The organism is Streptomyces sp. NPDC055287 (genome assembly GCF_053646035.1).
Window position 1 is genome coordinate 286,177 of record NZ_JBSHNE010000003.1, and the last position, 18,872, is coordinate 305,048.

At 70.6% G+C, this 18,872-nt stretch carries 15 protein-coding genes; 9 read left to right on the forward strand and 6 right to left on the reverse strand.

The window, feature by feature from the left end:
- Positions 1–8 precede the first annotated feature (8 nt).
- Entirely contained in the window at positions 9–332 is a 324-nt protein-coding gene (locus ACWIHY_RS07400) for a putative quinol monooxygenase (RefSeq protein ID WP_454374658.1), read from the forward strand.
- A 16-nt stretch (positions 333–348) separates the two neighbouring features.
- On the forward strand, positions 349–1,047 hold the full coding sequence (locus tag ACWIHY_RS07405; protein ID WP_454374659.1) for a type 1 glutamine amidotransferase domain-containing protein: 699 nt from the start codon (positions 349–351) through the stop codon (positions 1,045–1,047).
- 4 nt (positions 1,048–1,051) lie between these two features.
- Here ACWIHY_RS07405 and ACWIHY_RS07410 read toward each other — a convergent pair whose 3' ends face one another.
- The 4 genes from ACWIHY_RS07410 to ACWIHY_RS07425 form a co-directional block, all read right to left on the reverse strand.
- Positions 1,052–3,898: an NHLP bacteriocin export ABC transporter permease/ATPase subunit gene (locus ACWIHY_RS07410; protein WP_454374660.1), complete on the reverse strand. Its 2,847-nt coding sequence runs from the start codon at positions 3,896–3,898 to the stop codon at positions 1,052–1,054.
- Position 3,899: 1 nt separating this feature from the next.
- Entirely contained in the window at positions 3,900–6,176 is a 2,277-nt protein-coding gene (locus ACWIHY_RS07415; RefSeq protein WP_454374661.1) for an NHLP family bacteriocin export ABC transporter peptidase/permease/ATPase subunit, read from the reverse strand.
- The gene (locus ACWIHY_RS07420) at positions 6,173–6,979 is read right to left on the reverse strand and encodes a hypothetical protein (protein ID WP_454374662.1); all 807 of its coding nucleotides are present in this window, start codon (positions 6,977–6,979) and stop codon (positions 6,173–6,175) included. Before ACWIHY_RS07420 ends, ACWIHY_RS07415 begins: the two co-directional genes overlap by 4 nt.
- Before the next feature lie 178 nt (positions 6,980–7,157).
- Positions 7,158–7,382 (reverse strand): type A2 lantipeptide, encoded by a 225-nt coding sequence (locus tag ACWIHY_RS07425; protein WP_138895529.1) that lies wholly within the window; start codon positions 7,380–7,382, stop codon positions 7,158–7,160.
- A 464-nt stretch (positions 7,383–7,846) separates the two neighbouring features.
- Here ACWIHY_RS07425 and ACWIHY_RS07430 point away from each other — a divergent pair, with 464 nt between their 5' ends.
- On the forward strand, positions 7,847–8,287 hold the full coding sequence (locus ACWIHY_RS07430) for a hypothetical protein (RefSeq protein ID WP_454374663.1): 441 nt from the start codon (positions 7,847–7,849) through the stop codon (positions 8,285–8,287).
- A gap of 21 nt (positions 8,288–8,308) precedes the next feature.
- Here the strand turns inward: ACWIHY_RS07430 and ACWIHY_RS07435 are convergent, their stop codons facing one another.
- A complete protein-coding gene (locus ACWIHY_RS07435; RefSeq protein WP_454374664.1) occupies positions 8,309–9,052 on the reverse strand; it encodes a class I SAM-dependent methyltransferase in 744 nt (247 codons plus the stop codon).
- Positions 9,053–9,172: 120 nt separating this feature from the next.
- Here ACWIHY_RS07435 and ACWIHY_RS07440 point away from each other — a divergent pair, with 120 nt between their 5' ends.
- The 4 genes from ACWIHY_RS07440 to ACWIHY_RS07455 all read left to right on the forward strand — a co-directional run bounded on the left by ACWIHY_RS07440 (position 9,173) and on the right by ACWIHY_RS07455 (position 14,350).
- Positions 9,173–9,643 (forward strand): SPW repeat protein, encoded by a 471-nt coding sequence (locus ACWIHY_RS07440; protein ID WP_454374665.1) that lies wholly within the window; start codon positions 9,173–9,175, stop codon positions 9,641–9,643.
- A 130-nt stretch (positions 9,644–9,773) separates the two neighbouring features.
- Positions 9,774–12,125, forward strand: coding sequence for an FHA domain-containing protein (locus tag ACWIHY_RS07445; RefSeq protein ID WP_454374666.1), 2,352 nt, complete (start codon positions 9,774–9,776; stop codon positions 12,123–12,125).
- 12 nt (positions 12,126–12,137) lie between these two features.
- Positions 12,138–13,343, forward strand: a complete 1,206-nt coding sequence (locus ACWIHY_RS07450) for a hypothetical protein (protein ID WP_454374667.1) — start codon at positions 12,138–12,140, stop codon at positions 13,341–13,343.
- On the forward strand, positions 13,343–14,350 hold the full coding sequence (locus tag ACWIHY_RS07455; RefSeq protein WP_454374668.1) for a serine/threonine-protein kinase: 1,008 nt from the start codon (positions 13,343–13,345) through the stop codon (positions 14,348–14,350). The genes ACWIHY_RS07450 and ACWIHY_RS07455 overlap by 1 nt, the downstream gene beginning before the upstream one ends.
- Positions 14,351–14,367: 17 nt before the next feature.
- On the opposite strand, the gene ACWIHY_RS07460 is transcribed toward ACWIHY_RS07455, so the two are convergent.
- Positions 14,368–15,666 (reverse strand): streptophobe family protein, encoded by a 1,299-nt coding sequence (locus ACWIHY_RS07460; protein WP_454374669.1) that lies wholly within the window; start codon positions 15,664–15,666, stop codon positions 14,368–14,370.
- 154 nt (positions 15,667–15,820) lie between these two features.
- On the opposite strand from ACWIHY_RS07460, the gene ACWIHY_RS07465 reads away from it, so the two are divergent.
- Together ACWIHY_RS07465 and ctaD are read left to right on the forward strand one after the other, a co-directional pair.
- Positions 15,821–17,005 carry a DUF6777 domain-containing protein gene (locus tag ACWIHY_RS07465; protein ID WP_454374670.1) on the forward strand — a complete coding sequence of 395 codons (1,185 nt, stop codon included), beginning with the start codon at positions 15,821–15,823 and terminating at the stop codon, positions 17,003–17,005.
- Positions 17,006–17,125: 120 nt separating this feature from the next.
- On the forward strand, positions 17,126–18,850 hold the full coding sequence (gene ctaD / locus ACWIHY_RS07470) for an aa3-type cytochrome oxidase subunit I (protein WP_454374780.1): 1,725 nt from the start codon (positions 17,126–17,128) through the stop codon (positions 18,848–18,850).
- The last annotated feature ends 22 nt before the right edge of the window (positions 18,851–18,872 follow it).

The window sequence follows — 18,872 nt, forward strand, 5'->3', positions numbered from 1 at the left end:
ATGACCGAATGATCTTCATTGTTGTCAAGTTTCCGGTGAAGCCGGAGTACGCCGACGCGTGGCCGAAGCACGTCGAGGCCTTCACCGAGGCCACCAGGGACGAGCCGGGCAACCTGTGGTTCGAGTGGTCGCGCAGCGTCGAGGACCCGAACACGTATGTGCTGGTGGAGGCGTTCCGGGACGACGCGGCCGCGGCGCATGTCAACTCCGGTCATTTCCGGGCCGCGTTGGAGACGATGCGTCCCCTGGTCAGCCGTACGCCCGACATCGTCAGCACGACCATCGAGGGCGCCGACGGGTGGAACGCGATGGGTGAACTCGAGATCGACTAAGCAGGGAGTGTGCTCCATGTCTGAGATCCTCTTCGTCGTGACCGGCGCCGATCACTGGACGCTGGCCGACGGGACACGCCACCCCACCGGCTTCTGGGCCGAGGAGGTCGTCGCCCCCTACGAGGTGTTCACCGGCGCGGGCCACGAGGTCGTGGTGGCCACGCCGGGCGGCGTCGTGCCGACCGTGGACAAGGCCAGCCTGGCGCCCGAGGTCAACGGCGGCCCCGAGGGCGCCGACCGGATCGTGCGGGCCCTCGCGTCCTTCACCGGGCTCCAGCAGCCGCTGGAGCTGGAGGGGGTGGATCAGGCCGACTACGACGCCGTCTTCTACCCCGGCGGACACGGGCCGATGGAGGACCTGGCGGTCGACCCCGTATCCGGCCGGGTGCTGACCGAGACGCTCGCCTCGGGCAAGCCGCTGGGCGTCGTGTGCCACGCGCCCGCCGCGCTGCTGGCGGCGCGAAACCCCGACGGCAGCTCACCGTTCGCGGGCTACCGGCTGACCGGCTTCACCAACGCCGAGGAGACCCGGGCCGGTCTCGCGGACAAGGCGAAGTGGCTGCTCCAGGACCGCCTCGTGGAGCTCGGCGCCGACTTCCGCGAGCGTGAGCCCTGGACGCCGCACCTCGTCGTCGACCGCAATCTCCACACCGGCCAGAACCCGGCGTCGTCCGGCCCGCTGGCCGAGGAGATGCTCAAGTCCTTGCGCGGATAGCCGGTCACGCCAGCTGGCGCCGCACCAGTTCACTCAGCCGGCCGCCCGGGTCGGCCAGCAGCTGGGCGGGCGGCCCCTGTTCGACGACCCTGCCGTCCGCCATGACGACGACCCGGTCGGCGTCCATGACGGTGGACAGCCGGTGGGCGATCACCAGCCGGCCGGCGCTCAGCCGGCGCGTGCTCTCCATGACGATGCGCTGGGTCTCGTTGTCCAGCGCGCTGGTGGCCTCGTCGAAGAAGAGGATGCGCGGGCGGCGTACCAGCGCCTGAGCGATCATGAGGCGCTGCCGCTGCCCGCCGGAGATGGCGCCGCCGCCGGAGATCATGGTGTGCAGCCCCATCGGCATGCGCCTGATGTCCTCGGCCAGGCCTGCCATCTCGGCGGCCTCCCACACCTCTTCCTGGGTGAAGACCTCGGCGCCGCTGATGCAGTCCAGGATCGATCCGGTGAGTGGCTGCGCGTTCTGGAGTACGACGCCGCACTGGCGGCGTACAGCCGCCTGGTCGAGCGCCGCGAGGTCCTGGCCGTCGTACAGCACACTGCCCGAGACCGGCTTGTCGAAGCCGATGAGCAGCCGCAGCAGGGTGGACTTGCCGCAGCCGCTGGGGCCGACGACCGCCACGAACTCGCCCGGCCGTACTGCCAGAGACACGTCGTCGAGGACCAGCGGCCCGTCGTCGGTGTAGCGGAACGACAGCTTCCGGGCTTCGACACCGCCCGAGAGCGTGCCGGGCTGGGAACTGGCGCCGCGAACCTCCGGAGCCTCGTCCAGTACCGGCTTGATCTGCTCGAACATCGGCAGCACGGCGGCGACCGAGATGAGCGCGCCGGTGAGCTGGGTGACCGACGTCAGCAGCATGGTGACAGCCGTGCTGAAGGTCAGGAACGCGCCGGCCGACATGCTGCCGCGGGCCGGCCCCGCAAGCAGCATGAACATGATGAGCGAACAGAGCGGCAGATAGACGGCGTCCAGGACCGTGGTGAGGTTCCTGATACGGCCCGCACGCTGCTGGAGTTCGCGGGAGCGGGCGAACTCGCGGGCCCAGGCGGCGTAAGCGAAACTCTCGGCGGCCGCGACCCGCAGTTTGGGCAGCCCCCGAAGAGTCTGGAACGCCTGGTTGTTGAGCTTGTTGCCGAGCTCGACCAGCCGCCGCTGCCAGCGCACCTGCCACAGGCCCATCCCGAGGAACACCGCACCGATGGCCACCAGCATGGCGATCGCCGCCAGGGCCAGCGGCACGCTGAACCAGAACAGCAGCACGACGTTCATCGCGCCCACCGTGCTCGCCTGTACGGCCACCGGCCCGAGCCCGGACAGCACCCTGCGGATGGCGCTGATGCCCATCGCGGCGCTCGCGAGCTCCCCGGTCGACCGCTCGGTGAAGAACTTCGTCGGCAACCGCAGGAGCCGGTCCCAGACGGCCGGCTGGAGAGTGGCCTCGATGCGGCCTTCCATCCGCAGGATGGTGAGGTTCTGGAGCAGCATGAACGACGCGGTGACGATGCTGGTGATCATGACGGCCACGGAGACCTGGACGATGAGGCCGCTCTCGGCGTTCGGTACGTACACGCCCAGCACCTGGCCGGTCGCGACCGGTACCAGGGCGCCGAGGCCGACCGTCACCAGACCGCTGAGGAGCAGATTCCGCAGGTCGAGGCGGGTGCCCCGGAGGCTGAAGCGGAGCAGGCGCCACGGGGTCATGGGGCGTTCGGGCAGAGGGCGGTAGAACATGACCGCACGCGGCTCGAAGTCGTCCGCGTTGTCCTTGCCGACCCGCATCCGCATGCCCGACGCCGGGTTCACCGCCTCGTACCGCCCGCGGCGCCACAGCAGTGCGACGGGGGCGCCGGACTTGGCGCGGTGTCCGACCAGGGGGCCGGAGTTCGCCCGCCACCAGGACCCCGTGAGCCGGACGTCGCGGGTACGGACGCGGGAGCCGAGCGCGATGCGTTCGACGGGGGTGACGCGATCGTTGACGGCGCCTCCCCCGGGAGACTCGGAGAGGGTGATCCCCGCTGCCTCCGCGACCCGGCGGCAGACGGCGAACGTGGCGTCCTCGGTGGCGCGGTCGGTGCCCGTCGCCGCGCGTCCGGACCGGTCGGGGCGGCCGATGGAGGCGACCAGGGCCTCGTCGGCCCGGGCGCGGACGGCGGCGCCCGCCTTGATGCCGGCCGCCGTGCGGTCCTCGTGGGCGCGTTCCAGCTCCTCGATCCAGTGGTCGACGGCGGACAGCAGCCGGTACTGCTGGTTCACCAGCTGCTGCCACATCGCCGTTTCGATCAGCAGATCGCCGGCGGCCTCCTGGCTGTAGGAGGCGCCGTACTGCACGCTGCCCGGCGACACCGGCATCCACAGCACGTCGTCGTCGGCCACGGCCCCCTCGAAGTCCGGACGGCCGTCCAGCGGCGCCTGGAAGAGCACGCCCAGGCTGCGTCCGATGCCCAGCGCGAAGGCGTGGTCCAGCGGGCTCTCGTACGCCGGGTAGGCATCGGCGTACCCCTCCGCGTACTCCGGCGGCCGGTACAGCTCGCGCAGCGGGATCCGCCGCAGCAGACAGTCCTGTGACGGCCTGCCGAGCAGGGTGTGCTGGGGGCCCTCGACCGGGCCGAGGAGGAGCGCTCCCGCTTCGAGGCGGCCGAGGAAGTGCCAGTGGCCCTGCTCGGCGGCGTCGACCGCGAACAGGTCCAGGGCGCCCCCCACGACGAGCCACAGCACCTGCGGCCCCTCCAGCGGCAGGCTGCGCAGTCCGGCGCAGTCGACGGGCGCGCCGAGGCCGCCCAGCGCGTACGTCACCGCGTCGAGTCCGGCGGAACCTCCCTCGACGGCGGCCGGGTGTACGGACGACATGTCAGTGCTCCTTGACCAGGTCGGCGTACGCTCCGCCGGCGGCGACCAGGTCTTCGTGCCGGCCGCGTTCGACGACCGAGCCGTGGTCGAGTACGACGATCTCGTCGCTGTCGCGCACCGTGCTCAGCCGGTGGGCGATGACGACGCACGCGCAGCCGCGCCGCCGCAGGTTGTCGATGATGATCCGCTCGGTCTCGGCGTCGAGCGCGCTCGTCACCTCGTCGAGTACGAGGATGCTCGGCCGCCTGACCAGCGCGCGGGCGATCTCCAGCCGCTGGCGCTGCCCGCCGGAGAAGTTGCGGCCGTCCTGCTCGACGCGGCTGTGGATGCCGTCGGGGCGTCGCGCGACCACGTCGTACAGCGCGGCGTCCTGGAGGGCGGCGACGACGGCCTCGTCGGGGATCGAGGGGTCCCACAGCGCCACGTTGTCCCGGACCGTGCCCTCGAAGAGGAAGACGTCCTGGTCGACGAAGGAGACGGAGGCTGCCAGCGCGCTGCGGGAGATGTCCTCGAGGCGCTGCCCGTCGATACGGATCGTCCCCTCCCAAGGGGTGTAGAGCCCCGAGATGAGCCGGGAGACGGTCGACTTGCCACTGCCCGATCCGCCGACGAGAGCGACCTGCTGTCCGGGCCCGACCGCCAGCGAGAAGCCGGTGAGCAGCGGTTTGTCCAGGGGGCTGTAGCCGAAGGTGATGTCCTCGAGCGTCACGTGCCCCTTGAGCCTGCGGGTGCTCTCGTCGGGCTCGCGGCGCGAGTACAGCACGTCGACCGGGAAGCTCTCGACATCCTTCAGGCGGGCCACGTCCGCGGCGAAGTCCTGGATGCGGCCCGCCACCCCGTTGAGCCGGCTGATGGGCGCGGTGAAGCGTGCCACCAGTGCCTGGAAGGCGACGAGCAGACCGATGGAGATGTGGCCCTCCACGGCCCGCAGGCCGCCGATCCAGAGGATCAGCGCACTGTTGAGGGTCGCGAGCGTGGGCGCGACGACGGCCAGGAACGCGCTCGGTACGCCGAGCCGCTGCTGCACGTCGAGCGTGGTCGCGTGCTGACCGGCCCAGCGGCGGAAGAAGCCGTTCTCCCCACCAGTGGCCTTCATCGTCTCGATCAGCTGGAGACCGGTGTACGACGTGTTGGTGAGCCGGGCGCTGTCCGCCCGGAGTTTCTGGGTGTGCGTGGCCCGCAGCCGGATCACGACGCGCATCGCGACCACGTTGAGCAGCGCGACGATCACGCCGACGAACGTCAGCTGGGGGTCGTACGTCCACATCAGGAGGGCGTAGAGAATCACGACCACGCCGTCCACACCGGCCGCTGCCAGGTCGCGCGCCAGGGTCTCGGCGACCGCGTCGTTGGACTGGAGGCGCTGGACGAGATCGGCGGGGCTGCGCTGGGCGAAGAAGGTCACGGGCAGCCGCAGCAGGTGCCGCAGGAACCGCGCACTGCTCAGCGTGGACGAGATGATGCGGCCGCGCAGCAGGTTCGCCTGTTGCAGACCGGTCAGTACGGCGGTGAGCGCCACCATCGTGGCCATGGAAGCGAAGAGCGGCCCGAGCATCGACGTCTGGTTGCCGATGAGGAACATGTCGATGTACGTACGGCTGAGCGCGGGCACGGCGGCGCCGACGGCGACCAGCAGGAGGCTGGCGAACAGCGCGGCGAGCAGGGTTCCCGTGGTCCCGCGCATGCGGGCGGGTACGGCGCTCATGACGCCGGGTTTGCGGCCGCCGCGCCGGAAGGACTCGGAGGGTTCGAAGACGAGGACGACGCCGGTGAAGCTGGTGTCGAAGTCCTCCGTCGCGACGAACCGGCGGCCCTTGTCGGGGTCGTTGATGTGGACGCCACGGCGGCCGAAGCGTCGGCCCATGCCGTCGTAGACGACGTAGTGGTTGAACTCCCAGAAGAGGATGGCGGGTGCCTGGACCTCGGCGAGCGCCGTCGCCTCCATCTGCATGCCCTTGGCCTGCAGGCCGTAACTGCGCGCGGCCTTCAGCAGGTTGCTGGCCCGCGAGCCGTCGCGCGAGACACCGCACGCGATGCGCAGTTCCTCGAGCGGCACGTGGCGGCCGTAGTGGGCGAGCACCATGGCCAGCGCGGCGGCGCCGCACTCCACCGCCTCCATCTGGAGGACGGTGGGCGTACGGACGGCCTTGCGCTTCTTGACCTGGACGGGCCGCGCACGGCGGCGCCCGCCCGTCGCGGGCTCCGGGCGGTGTCTGCGACGGCCCGGCGGCGGCAACTGCGGTTGTGGCGGCGCCTCGGAACGGTTCGGTGCGGTCACGGAAGCAGCCAATCGATCGGATGCTGCTCGGCGAGGCGAATGGCGCCGGTGGCGAGGGTCATGGACTCGACGGCGTACGGCGGTCCCTGCGCGGTCGACCAGGAGTAGCCGGACTTGGAGGCGGCCGAGCGGTCGAGCCGCACGAGGACGGACACGGGCTGGCCCTGCTTCGAGAACTCCTCGCCGAGCTGTCCGCTGCCGAGGAAGCCGGTGATGCGCTGGCGTGTCTGGGCGGTCCTGCCGACAGCCTTGACCCTGCCCCGCAGTACGCCGTACTGCTGGGTCGCGACCGACTGGACGGTCAGGTCGACCGCGGCGCCGACGGGCACGGTGGAGCCGCGCTCGGCCGGTACGTACAGCACGGCCATGAGTGGGTCGTCCGCGTTCCGCACCCGTTCCACGGCCGCCACATCCGCTCCGGTGGTCACCACGGAACCGATGGTGGCGACGAGTGTCGTCAGCCGGCCTGCGGCGATGGTGCGTACGACGGTGTTCCCCTGCGCGGTACGGACCTTCAGCAGGGGCGCGTTGGCCAAGACGCGCTCGCCCTCCTCGGCGAGTACGGCGGTGACCTGGCCGGCGACGGGGCTCTGCAGGACGTAGCTGCCCTGGGCATGGGTGAGGATTCCGGGTGCGCCGACCGTCGAGGACACGGTGCCGGTCACGGCCCAGGCGCCGGAGGCGATCATGACCACGACCGTGACGGTCAGAACAAGCCAGCCCTGGGGACGGGCGAATCGCACCGGCAGATCAATTTCTTCGGGCGATTGCAGCTTGGAAAGCGCCTGTTGGCGAAACTGCACGACACTCTTCCCTCAACCGCAATGGTCCAACTGCAATGGTCTGTCAGGTATTCGGGCGGCCGTACGCCCCGGACCCTGGGTGGATCCGGGGGCGTACTGCCCGGCCTGTCGGCAAGGGGGACGCCGACGGGCCGTAGTCACCGCTGGTGACCCTGGAGCTCAGCGGCACGGGGGGAAATCAGACGCCGGCGACCGTGGCGGTGGCGATGCCCGTGACCGCGCCCGTGTTGAGGCCGGTGACGCCCTCGACGGTGCCGAGGGCGGAGCCCACGGTGCCCGAGACCGGAACGACGGAGTTGAGGACGCCGGTGGCGTTGCCGACGACGCCGCCGAGGAGGCCGCCGGACACGTTGTCCAGGTCGTTGTCGGAGATTTCCTGGGTCGCAACCTGGGAGAAGTTCATGATGCGAGTTTCCCTTCGCGGTGAATATTTCGAAATAACCGGGACCGACCCTGACGGATGGGCCTCAGTGCGAAGGATCAAAGCACGTAAGCGCGTTGGGCAGCCAGTCGGGTCATTGCGGATCCGGGCACATTCCGCCGTGCAATTATCGGGACGTGCACGTCCGTTCATGGCTTGGTGACAGCTTCTTCACGGGATCACCCGACGTGAATAGCGAGCACCCCGAGCCTTCGTGACATCGAATAGGACATTACCCATCAGAGAGGCATAGCCGCAGGTCAGATCCGGTGGAGCTATTGGGAGACGGTGTGCCGTCTGCGCATTCGATGTGCAGATTCGCTGGTGTGACACGGTCATTACGGAACGCCACTCGGCCAGCAGGGGGAGAAAGCGAGCGACTTCCGGCGACTTCCCTCCGGAACGGGGCCGCCTAGGTCATCGGCGACATGGGTAGGAAACCGGGCATGGAGCTGTCCGAAGTCACCTACCAGGACCCCGACGACGCATCAGGCGAGTCGGCCATGCGTACGTACGCCCGGCAGGCCTGCGAACTGACCGGCATGGACCCGGAGTACGGCGTGCCCGCGCTCGTCACGATCGCGCTGCGCGAGTCCGCGTCCAACCACCCGCGCTGGCGGGTGAACACCACCGACTCCAACGCGCACGGCCCGGTCGTGGCCGACGGACACCCGCGCGACTGCTCGCGCGGCGCCACGCAGTGCATCCCCCCGACCTTCGCCGCGTACCACCAGGAGGGCACCGCCACCACGCCGTACGACGTGGTCGCCTGCATGTGCGCCACGATCAACTACGTACGCGACAGATACGGCGTCAGCCGGTCCGGGTCCAACTTCGCCGAACGGGTCCAGCAGGCCGATCCCAGCCGGCCGCCCAAGGGCTACTGAGCAGCCGCCGGGCCGGGCCGCTCACGCCTTGCGGGCCACCAGCAGGCGCCAGTTGGGGCTTTGGTCGGTACGCCGGCCGAACTCCTCCAGGGGCTGCGTCCGCACCGTGAACCCGGCCCTGACGAGGTCGTCCCGCACGCCCCGCAGCGGGAACGTCCGGTAGTACATGACGAATCGCGGCCGCCACAGCGCGTTGCGTACGCGCATGGCGGTGTCGAAGCCGAGCAGTGTCCAGTACAGCCGCGAACCGATGGGCGGGGGCGCGCCGACGGGAAAGGCGAAGATTCCGCCGGGCCGCAGCGCCCGGTGGACTCCGGCGAACAGTGCCGGACGCTCGGCGGGCAGGAAGTGCCCGAACGCCCCGAAGCTCACAGCCAGATCGAACTCCCGGGTGAACGGCAGGGCGCGTGCGTCGGCCCGTACCCACTCCACCTCGGGCGCCTCCCCACCGCCGGGCGCCTCCGCGCCGGCGGCAGCCTCCCGGGCGGCGGCCAGCATCCCGGCGCTGAAGTCGGCCCCGGTGACCCGCTCCCGGCACAGTGGGCGCAGTACGCGCACACCCGCGCCGGTGCCGCAGCAGACATCGAGCCCCGCACCGAACGGGCCGAGGGGCTCCAGGGCGCCGGCGACCGCGTCCAGGAACCGGTCGGGGGTCCGGAAGGGGGTGCGGTCGAACTTCGGGGCCAGCAGGTCGTAGCCCCGCTCGATGGAGGAGAGAGCCTGCACGGTCAGCTCGCGGAAGGTGGGTCCCTGGGAGGTGAACACGGACCCCAGCCTAGCCAGCGCCGCATTCCGCCCCTCCGGACCATTGACCAAAACGAACAATAGGGCGTTAATTGTGACGTAAAGGGCAGATAAAGGCTTTCTATGTGGAGGCAGCCTGTCATGACCACTCACCCCAGCATCGAGCAACACCCAGACGTCGCCGAGATGCGCTCCCGGTTCGAGCGGGCGACCACCACTCCACGCGCCCAGGCGATCGAGACGCTCGCCCTCCTCACGGGTGTCTACCTCGCGGCGTCGCCGTGGATAGCCGGGTTCAACGGCCTCACCACCCTGGCCGTGTGCAACCTGATCACCGGTGTCGCCTACGCCCTGTGCATGGGCGGGTTCGGCTCGGCGTACGAGCGGACCCACGCCATGGCCTGGGCCGCCACAGCCATCGGCGCATGGACGATCGTCGCTCCGTGGGTCGTGTCGGGCAACGTCGACGTCACGCGCAGCATCGTCAGCAACGTGATCGTCGGGTGCGTGGCCCTGCTGCTTGGCCTGGCCATGGCGGCCATGAACAGCAGCGACCCCGGCCGGAGCCGCACCCGCGGCCGCCGGAACGCGGACGTCGGACCGATGGGCTGACACCAGCGCGCGGCCCGCAATCACCCAGGCCCCGGCCGGCAGTGCGGCCGGGGCCCGGGCACGGCCTCGCGAAGGGGTCCTCCCGCCGTCCGGCCGGGCGGAAAACGGGACCAAAAGATAGAATTCGAGCATGGGAAAGCGGCCTGTCGCGCCGACCGCGCCCGAGCTCGTCCTCGAAACTGAGGCGGGCTCGACGCTGATCAGTCCGAGCCGGGACTACCACGTCGGGCGCGACCCTCTGAGCGACATAGTCATCGACGACGCACGCGTGTCATGGCATCACGCGGTGCTCCGGCCCGAGGCGGACCACTGGACGCTGGAGGACGAGCACAGCACCAACGGCACGTACGCCGGAGGCAAACGGATCCACGAGTCGGACGTCGGCCCCGGCAGCGTCATCCGCTTCGGCAGCCCGGCCGACGGGCCACAGGCGGTTCTCCTGGGACACGGGCTCCCACCCCCCGCGCCGGAACGCCCGTCCGCCGTGTCCATGCCGTCCGCGACAGGCACCTTCCGGCAGCCGACGACGGTACGGCCGCTGCCGGTCCGTACCGTACGCATCGGCCGCGCCGCCGACAACGACCTCGTCGTCGACGACCTGATCGTCTCGCGCAGGCACGCCGAGCTGCGGGCGCGTCCCGACGGCACGTACGAGATCGCCGACCTCGGCAGTCACAACGGCACGTACCTCAACGGCCAGCCCGTCTCCGTCGCCCTGGTCTCCCCCGGCGACATCGTCGGCATCGGACACTCCGCGTTCAGCCTCGTCGGGGACACGCTGCAGGAGTTCGTCGACACCGGCGAGGTCTCGCTCGACGTACAGGACCTCGCGGTCTCGGTGGACAAGGGCCGCAAGACGCTCCTCGACCACGTCACCTTCCCCGTCGGCGAGAAGTGCCTGCTCGCGGTCGTCGGTCCGAGCGGAGCGGGCAAGTCGACGCTCCTCAACGCGCTGACGGGACTGCGCCCCGCCGACCGCGGCACGGTTCTGTACGACGGCCGCGACCTGTACCGGGACTACGCCGAGCTGCGCCAGCGCATCGGGCTCGTACCGCAGGACGACATCCTGCACTCCCAGCTGACCGTGCGGCGGGCCCTCGGCTACGCCGCCGAACTGCGCTTCCCCGAGGACACCGCGAAGAAGGAACGCCGGGCGCGGGTGACCGAGGTCATCCGCGAGCTGGGGCTCGATCAGCGGGCCTCCCAGCCGATCCACAGCCTGTCCGGCGGCCAGCGCAAGCGGGTGAGTGTGGCCCTGGAGCTGATGACGAAGCCTTCCCTCCTCTTCCTCGACGAGCCGACGTCCGGGCTCGACCCGGGCATGGACCGCTCGGTCATGCACATGCTTCGCGGCCTGGCCGACGACGCCCGTACGGTCATCGTCGTCACGCACAGCGTGCTCAGCCTCGACGTGTGCGACCGGCTGCTGATGCTCGCCCCCGGCGGGAAGATCGCCTATTACGGCCCACCGGAGGACGCGCTCGCCTTCTTCGGGTTCGAGCAGTGGCCGGAGGCGTTCGAGGCCTTCGAGAACGACCGCGAACGGGACTGGGCGGGGCAGTACCACGAGTCCCCGTTCCACCGGCAGTACGTCACGAACGCCACCGCGCAGCCGCGGCTGCCGCAGGCCGCGGCGGCGCGCGCCGTCGTCGGGCCGCCGCCGCGGACCCGGAGCCGCGGCGCGCAGCTGCGGACGCTGGTGCGGCGGTACACGGCCGCGCTGAGCGCCGACCGGACCTTCCTGGCGATCATGATCGCCCTGCCGTTCGTCATGGGCGCCATGGCGCGGGCCCTGGCCGGCTCGAAGCTGACGCAGGAAACAGCGATGAACGCGCTGCTCATCCTCTGCGTGGGCGGAGTGCTGACCGGCGCCGCCAACGCGGTGCGGGAGCTGGTCAAGGAACGGACGATCTACCAGCGGGAGCGGGCCGTCGGGCTCTCCAGATCGGCGTACCTGATGTCCAAGGTCGTGGTGCTGGGCACCATCACGATCCTCCAGGCCGTCGTACTGACCCTCGTCGCCCTCGTCGGCGTCGATCTGAGCGCGCCGGGCGGCGAAGGGGTGCTCATGCCACCCCTGGTGGAGATCACGGTGGCCGTCGCGATGCTCTCGTTCACGGCGATGATGCTGGGTCTGCTGGTGTCCGCCCTGGTGCGCAAGGAGGAGGTCACCATGCCGTTGCTGGTCCTCCTCGCCATCGTCCAGGTCGTGTTCTGCGGCGCGCTGCTGAAGCTGTACGGGGTCGCCGGGGTCGAGCAACTGGCGTGGCTGGTCCCGTCGCGGTGGGCGCTGGGCGCGATGGCCGGAACGATCGGGCTGGGAAGCATCGTGCCGGGCGACCTGACGGCGGACCCGCAGTTCGAGCACTCGGCAGGGGTGTGGCTGCTCAACATGGGGATGCTCGTGGTGCTCTCCGCCGTGTTCTGGTACATCGTCGCGAAACTGCTGCGGCGGCACGAGCCCGCCATCATGCGGAAGTAGGAACGGGGCGCCATGACGACTCCCGACTTCCGCCCCACGCATGTCGTCCCCCAGGACGGGCTCTCCGCCTGGGAGGAGCCGGACGTGTCCCGGCCCACCGAACCGCTCGACCCGCTGCTTCCCGTGCGGCTGATCGGCCGGCGCGGGGACTGGGGGCAGATCCTGTGCGCCAACGGCTGGTCGGCGTGGGTCGACGGCCGGCTGCTCGTCTCCGTACCGCAGGAGCCGCCGGTGGCCGGGCAGCCGATGGCCCGCACGGCGGACCCACGGCCCTTGCTGGCCCGCGTCGAGGAGTCTCTGAGCCAGTACCGGCGGGCGGCGGAGGACCTGACGGCGGGCCGCACGGACGGCGAGGGCTTCCGGCGCCGCACGCGCGGGCTGCGGGTGGGAATGGTGGTCGACGGCGAGTCGGTGTGGCTGTACGACGCGGAGCACGAGCGCTGGCTGTACTGCGACGGCACCCGCCTCACCACGTACGCGCCTTCGATCTCCCCGAGCGGCAACCCGGGCGACCCGCCGCCCCGCGAGCCCACCCAGGTGACCGAGCAGCCCCCGGCCGGCCAACCGGCCGCCCCCGACCGGACCCAAGTGGTCACTCCCGGAGAACTCCCGCAGGCCCCGGAACCGACGGAGGTCGTCACCTGGGAAGAACCACCGGCAGCGCCAGATCCAACCCAGGCCGTGGCCCCCGGCGAACCACCGGAAGCCCCGGAACCGACCCAGGCTGCCATCCCCGTCGAATCCCCGGGAGCCGCGGAACCGACCCAGGTCGTCACCCCCACCGAACCCCCGGGAGCCGCGGAACCGACCCAGGTCGTCACCCCCCACGAACCCCCGACAGCCCCGGAACCCACCCAAGTCGTCACCCCCCACGAACCCCCGACAGCCCCGGAACCCACCCAAGTCGTCACCCCCGCGGGTCCGGACCGCGCCCAGGCGCCCGAACCCACGCGGGTCGTCGACCCGGTGCCGGCGCACCCGGGCGGACCGCCCACCACCGGACCCGGCGGGGCGCCGGGCAACGGCCGCCGCGCGACACCCCGCGAGCCGACGCGGGTCGTCGGTGCCGGGACGCCGCCTCCGGCCGACGGCGGCGACGGCAGCGACGACTACCGCGACAGCAACGGCAGGGACGACGGCGACGAGGCGGCCACCCGGCTCGTCGAGCCCGGTGAGAGGCCCATCCGGCGTCCGCCCACCCGGTCCGGTGACGGGTGATGGCGCGCGCCTCCCGTGAGACCGGTCTGGCCGGAAGGCCGTCCGAACTGCTCGGCACGCAGATCGCCGGATACCTCGTGGAGAGCGAGATCGGCCGCGGCGGCATGGCCGTCGTCTACCGGGCCAAGGACCTGCGCCTGGACCGTACGGTCGCCCTGAAGCTGCTCGCGCCCGAACTCGCGCGCAACGACACGTTCCGCCGGCGGTTCACCCACGAGTCGCGGGTGGCCGCCGCGATCGACCATCCGCACATCGTGCCGGTCTTCGAGGCGGGCGAGACCGACGGCGTCCTCTACATCGCCATGCGCTTCGTCGCCGGTCAGGATCTGCGCCATCTGCTCGACCGCCAGGGACCGCTGCCGATCGTGACCGCCTCGCGGATCGCCGCGCAGGTGGCGTCCGCGCTCGACGCCGCCCACGCTCACGACCTCGTGCACCGCGACGTGAAGCCCGGCAACATCCTGGTCGCGGAGGGCACGGACAGCGACCACCCGGAGCACGTGTACCTCACGGACTTCGGCCTGACGAAGAAGTCGCTGTCGCTGACGGGCTTCACCACCGTCGGCCAATTCGTCGGCACGCTCGACTATGTGGCACCGGAACAGATATCGGGACGTCCGGTGGACGGCAGATGCGATGTCTACAGCCTCGCCTGCGTCGTCCACGAAACGATGGCGGGGACGCCGCCCTTCCAGCGCGACGACGACATGGCGCTGCTGTGGGCTCACCAGTTCGACCCGCCGCCGCCGCTGACCGGGCAGCGCCCCGACCTCCCGGCCGCTGTGGACGGCGTGCTGGCGAAGGCACTTTCCAAGAGTCCGGACGACCGCTACGGCTCCTGCCTGCAGTTCGTGGCCGCACTGCGCGCCGCGGCGGCCGGCATCGGGCCGGAGGGCCGTTCCGCGACGCGGTCGGGCGGGCACGTCGGCGGGCGGTCCTCATCCGCCCAGGCGCCTCCGCCTCCGCCTCGTTGGGCGCTGCCTGTCTTTCCCGGGTACGCGGTGTAGGCCGCCGCGTCCAGCGGTCAGGGCGCGTCCGGCGCGACCTCGACCTCGCCCCGCCGGTGCACGCGGGCGGCGAGCAGACTGCCGAGGAAGCCCGCCACCAGCCCCCACAGCACGGCGAGACCGAGCGCCGTCCAGACGCGCGGCTGCAGCGAGACCTGCCCCCCGAGGCCGCCGGTGTCGAAGAGATCGCCGATGCCCAGGAGTGACAGGCCCAAGCGCGCCGAGAGGCGGGCGACGAGACAGATCATCAGCACGGTGAGGGTGAGGGCGACGGCCATGTGTACGGCGTGCTGCCAGTGCCGCATCCGTGCGGGTGAGCGGACCGCCATGAGGAACGCGGCCGCCGGCACCAGGACCGCCGCGGCCACCAGCAGCCACCAGGCCCGGCCGTCGTGCTCGGTGAGCGTACCGAGATTGAGGGTGGAGATGTCCGGCGTACGGAGCACCTCGTTCAGCACCTTCGGCATCGGCAGGCCGAAGGGGCCGTCCACCTTCCCCTCCCAGGACGCGCCGAGGCCCAGTGTGAGGGCGAGCCAGGCGAGGTTCGGCAGCCCGAGGAGGATCACCGCGACCGTCTCGGCGCGGTGGCCGTGCGTCACCACGACCACGAGCGCGAGGACCAGCCCCAGTGCGACGTACGAGAGCAGCAGAGCGACCATCGCGAAGGCCGCGGGCCGGACGGGCTCCTGGTAGCGCACCAGGCGGGTGGGGAGCGGGGCCCTGCGCGACACGAGGAGGGCGAGGACGAGGAGGCCGGCCAGCCAGAGCAGCCCGAAGAGGAGCGTGAGGGGGATGTCGGTCCGGAACCCGACCTTGGGCGAGGCGTCGCCGAAGAGATCGTCGAGGAGGCCGCCCGTCGGGTCCTCCACCGGGATGGTGAAGGTGTGCCGCGCCAGGAGCGAGAAGGCGATGAGCCCCAGCAACCACAGAGCGGCCAACCGGGCGGCCCGCCCGGCCAGTTCGCGGGTCCCGGCGACGGCCCGGTGACGCAGCGGGCGGAGGAAGAGCGTGGCGATGACGAGGGCCCCGACGAGCGTCACCGAGAGCGGCAGCACCGAGAGGTCGGCCTTCGTCTCCGCGAGCTCACCCGCGCCGCCCGAGATGTCGACGGAGCCGCCGACCGCCATCACGACGACGGCCGCGACGATGCGGGGGAAGGCACCTCCCGGCAGGTCGGCGGCGCCCGCGGCCCACAGGCCGAGCATGGCCGTGACGGCCATGGCCGCCAGGCCGGCGAGCACCGCCACCAGGGCGTCACGCCAGTCGTGTGCGGCGCTCGCGGCGCGGCTCCGGTCGCTGATCTTCTGCTGGCTCACGGTGCCACGCTAAGCACGGGTCCGGGAGTCCGCCGCCGGAGAGGGCCGACCGCGTCAGCTTGCGGGCCGTACGGGTACGAGGCACACAATAAGCACGCAAGGTAGGAGTTAGTGTACGCATCGCGACCGATCCCTACGTTGGGGAGTACCGCCCGTGAGTTCCCAGCCGCCGCCGTCGTCCGGCCGCCCCACCGGTCCCCCCTCCGGCCCCCTCTCGGGCCCCACGCAACCGGGCCAGCCCGGCCCCACTCCTCCGCCCGAGACGCCTTCCGGCCCCCCGTACGGCCCTCCGGGCGACGGAGGCGGCACGGGCGGGGCCGGTGGGGCGGGCGGGGCCGGTGGACCTGAAGGCCCCGGACGCCCCTGGTGGCGGTCCGCGCCCCGGATCGCGGTCATCGCCACCGCCATCGTGGCCGCCGTGGTGCTGACGGTCGTACTCACCCGGCCCGACGGCGGGTCGGGTGAGGGCGGAGAGGTGTTCCTCGAGGCCGCCGGCTCGTCAGGGCCCGATCCGTACACCGAGTCGACCGCGACGGACACCTCCGCGGCGACGGCGTCCCCGACCACACCGCCGAGCGTGCGCCCGAACGTGTCGCCGACGCAGACCAACGTCACCCAGGCGGTGGAAGGGTCGGAGCCAGGTCTGTACGGCGGAACCAGGAAGGTCGCCAGCTGCAACGTGGAGAAGCAGATCTCGGCGCTGACGGCCCAGCGGGACAAGAACGAGGCGTTCGCCTCAGCCCTGGACATCGAGCCCACCGGTGTGCCCGCGTATCTGCGGTCACTGACCCCCGTACAGCTGCGGATGGACACCCGGGTCACCAACCACGGTTACCGCAACGGCGCTCCGACGCCCTATCAGGCCGTACTGCAGGCCGGCACCGCCGTCCTGGTCGACGACCGCGGTGTGCCGCGGGTGCGCTGCGCCTGCGGCAATCCGCTGGGCCCGCCGGTCGCCGTGCAGGGCACGGCCAAGCGGACGGGCAAACCGTGGTCCGGATTCCGCTCCACGAACGTCGTGACAGTGAAGGCCACGCCGAAGCCGGTGAAGGAATTCAAGATGTTCGATCCGGAGAGCGACGACTGGTTCACCCGCGAGGCCGGTGACACGGGCGTCGATGACAAGAGGACCACCCCGCCCGCCAAAGAGACGATCACGCGGTCGCCTTCCCCGGACGAATCGTCGCCGACAGCGTCTTCCGAGTCGCCGCCTACGGAGTCCCCCGTTTCGGAGCCGCCCTCCTCGCAGCTGCCGCCGGACCCGCAGTCGCCGGCGCCGGAGTCCCCGCCACCGCCGGCGGTTTCCGACCCTCCGGTCCCCGAGGGCCCGACCGGGTGAATTCGACGACGTACCAGCCTCCGGTCGCACATCCGCCCACCGCGACTGGTTTGCTCCCGGGCAGGAGGCCGGCGGGCCGCCGCACGCGATGCCAACCGGAGGAACGTCGCAATGACGACGATGAACACCGCAGGAACGGCCGGCCCGGAACCGGAGAGCTACGAGGACGAGCTCGCGGTCCACCCCCACCAGCGAGGCAACGTCGTCATCAAGTGGCTGACCACCACCGACCACAAGACGATCGGCTCGCTCTATCTGACCACGTCGTTCGTCTTCTTCGTCATCGGCGGGGTCATGGCGCTCCTCATGCGCGCCGAACTGGCCCGGCCCGGCACGCAGATCATGTCGAACGAGCAGTTCAACCAGGCGTTCACGATGCACGGCACGATCATGCTGCTGATGTTCGCGACGCCGCTGTTCGCCGGATTCGCGAACTGGATCATGCCGCTGCAGATCGGCGCGCCCGACGTGGCGTTCCCGCGGCTGAACATGTTCGCGTACTGGCTCTACCTCTTCGGCTCGACCATCGCGGTCGGCGGTCTGCTCACCCCGGACGGTACGCCGGACTTCGGGTGGTTCGCGTACTCCCCCCTGAACGACTCCGTACATTCACCCGGTGTCGGTGCCGACTTGTGGATCATGGGGCTGGCCTTCTCCGGCTTCGGCACCATCCTCGGTTCGGTCAACTTCATCACCACGATCATCTGCATGCGCGCACCCGGCATGACGATGTTCCGGATGCCAATCTTCACCTGGAACATCCTGCTGACGGGTGTCCTGGTCCTGCTGGCCTTCCCGGTGCTCGCCGCGGCGCTGCTCGCCTTGGAGGCGGACCGCAAGTTCGGTGCGCACATCTTCGACCCGGCCACCGGCGGATCGTTGCTGTGGCAGCACCTCTTCTGGTTCTTCGGCCACCCGGAGGTGTACATCATCGCGCTGCCGTTCTTCGGCATCGTCACGGAGGTCATCCCGGTCTTCAGCCGCAAGCCGATCTTCGGCTACATCGGTCTGGTGGGCGCGACCATCGCGATCGCAGGTCTCTCGGCGACCGTGTGGGCGCACCACATGTTCCCGACCGGCGCGGTGCTGTTGCCGTTCTTCTCGTTCATGACGTTCCTGATCGCTGTGCCGACCGGGGTGAAGTTCTTCAACTGGATCGGCACCATGTGGAAGGGCTCGCTCAGCTTCGAGACGCCCATGCTGTGGGCGACCGGCTTCCTCGTCACGTTCCTGTTCGGCGGTCTGACCGGCATCATCCTGGCGTCGCCGCCACTGGACTTCCATGTGACCGACTCGTACTTCGTCGTCGCGCACTTCCATTACGTCGTGTTCGGCACCGTGGTCTTCGCGATGTTCGCCGGATTCCACTTCTGGTGGCCGAAGTTCACGGGCAAGATGCTGGACGAGCGCCTGGGCAAGATGACCTTCTGGACGCTGTTCGTGGGCTTCCACGGCACGTTCCTGGTGCAGCACTGGCTCGGTGCCGAGGGCATGCCGCGCCGGTACGCGGACTACCTGGCCGCCGACGGTTTCACCGTACTGAACACGATCTCGTCGATCGCCTCGTTCCTGCTGGGCATGTCGCTGCTGCCGTTCTTCTACAACGTCTGGAAGACCGCGAAGTACGGCGAGCGGGTCACGGTGGACGACCCGTGGGGTTACGGCCGTTCGCTGGAGTGGGCGACTTCCTGCCCGCCGCCCCGCCACAACTTCGTCACGCTGCCGCGGATCCGGTCCGAATCCCCGGCGTTCGACCTGCACCATCCCCTGATCGCCGCCCTCGACCAGGCACACAACCGCCCCGACGCCTCCGTGACCGTGGCGCCGGGAGACAAGCAGGAGTAAGTACGCCGCCGGGGAAGGAGGA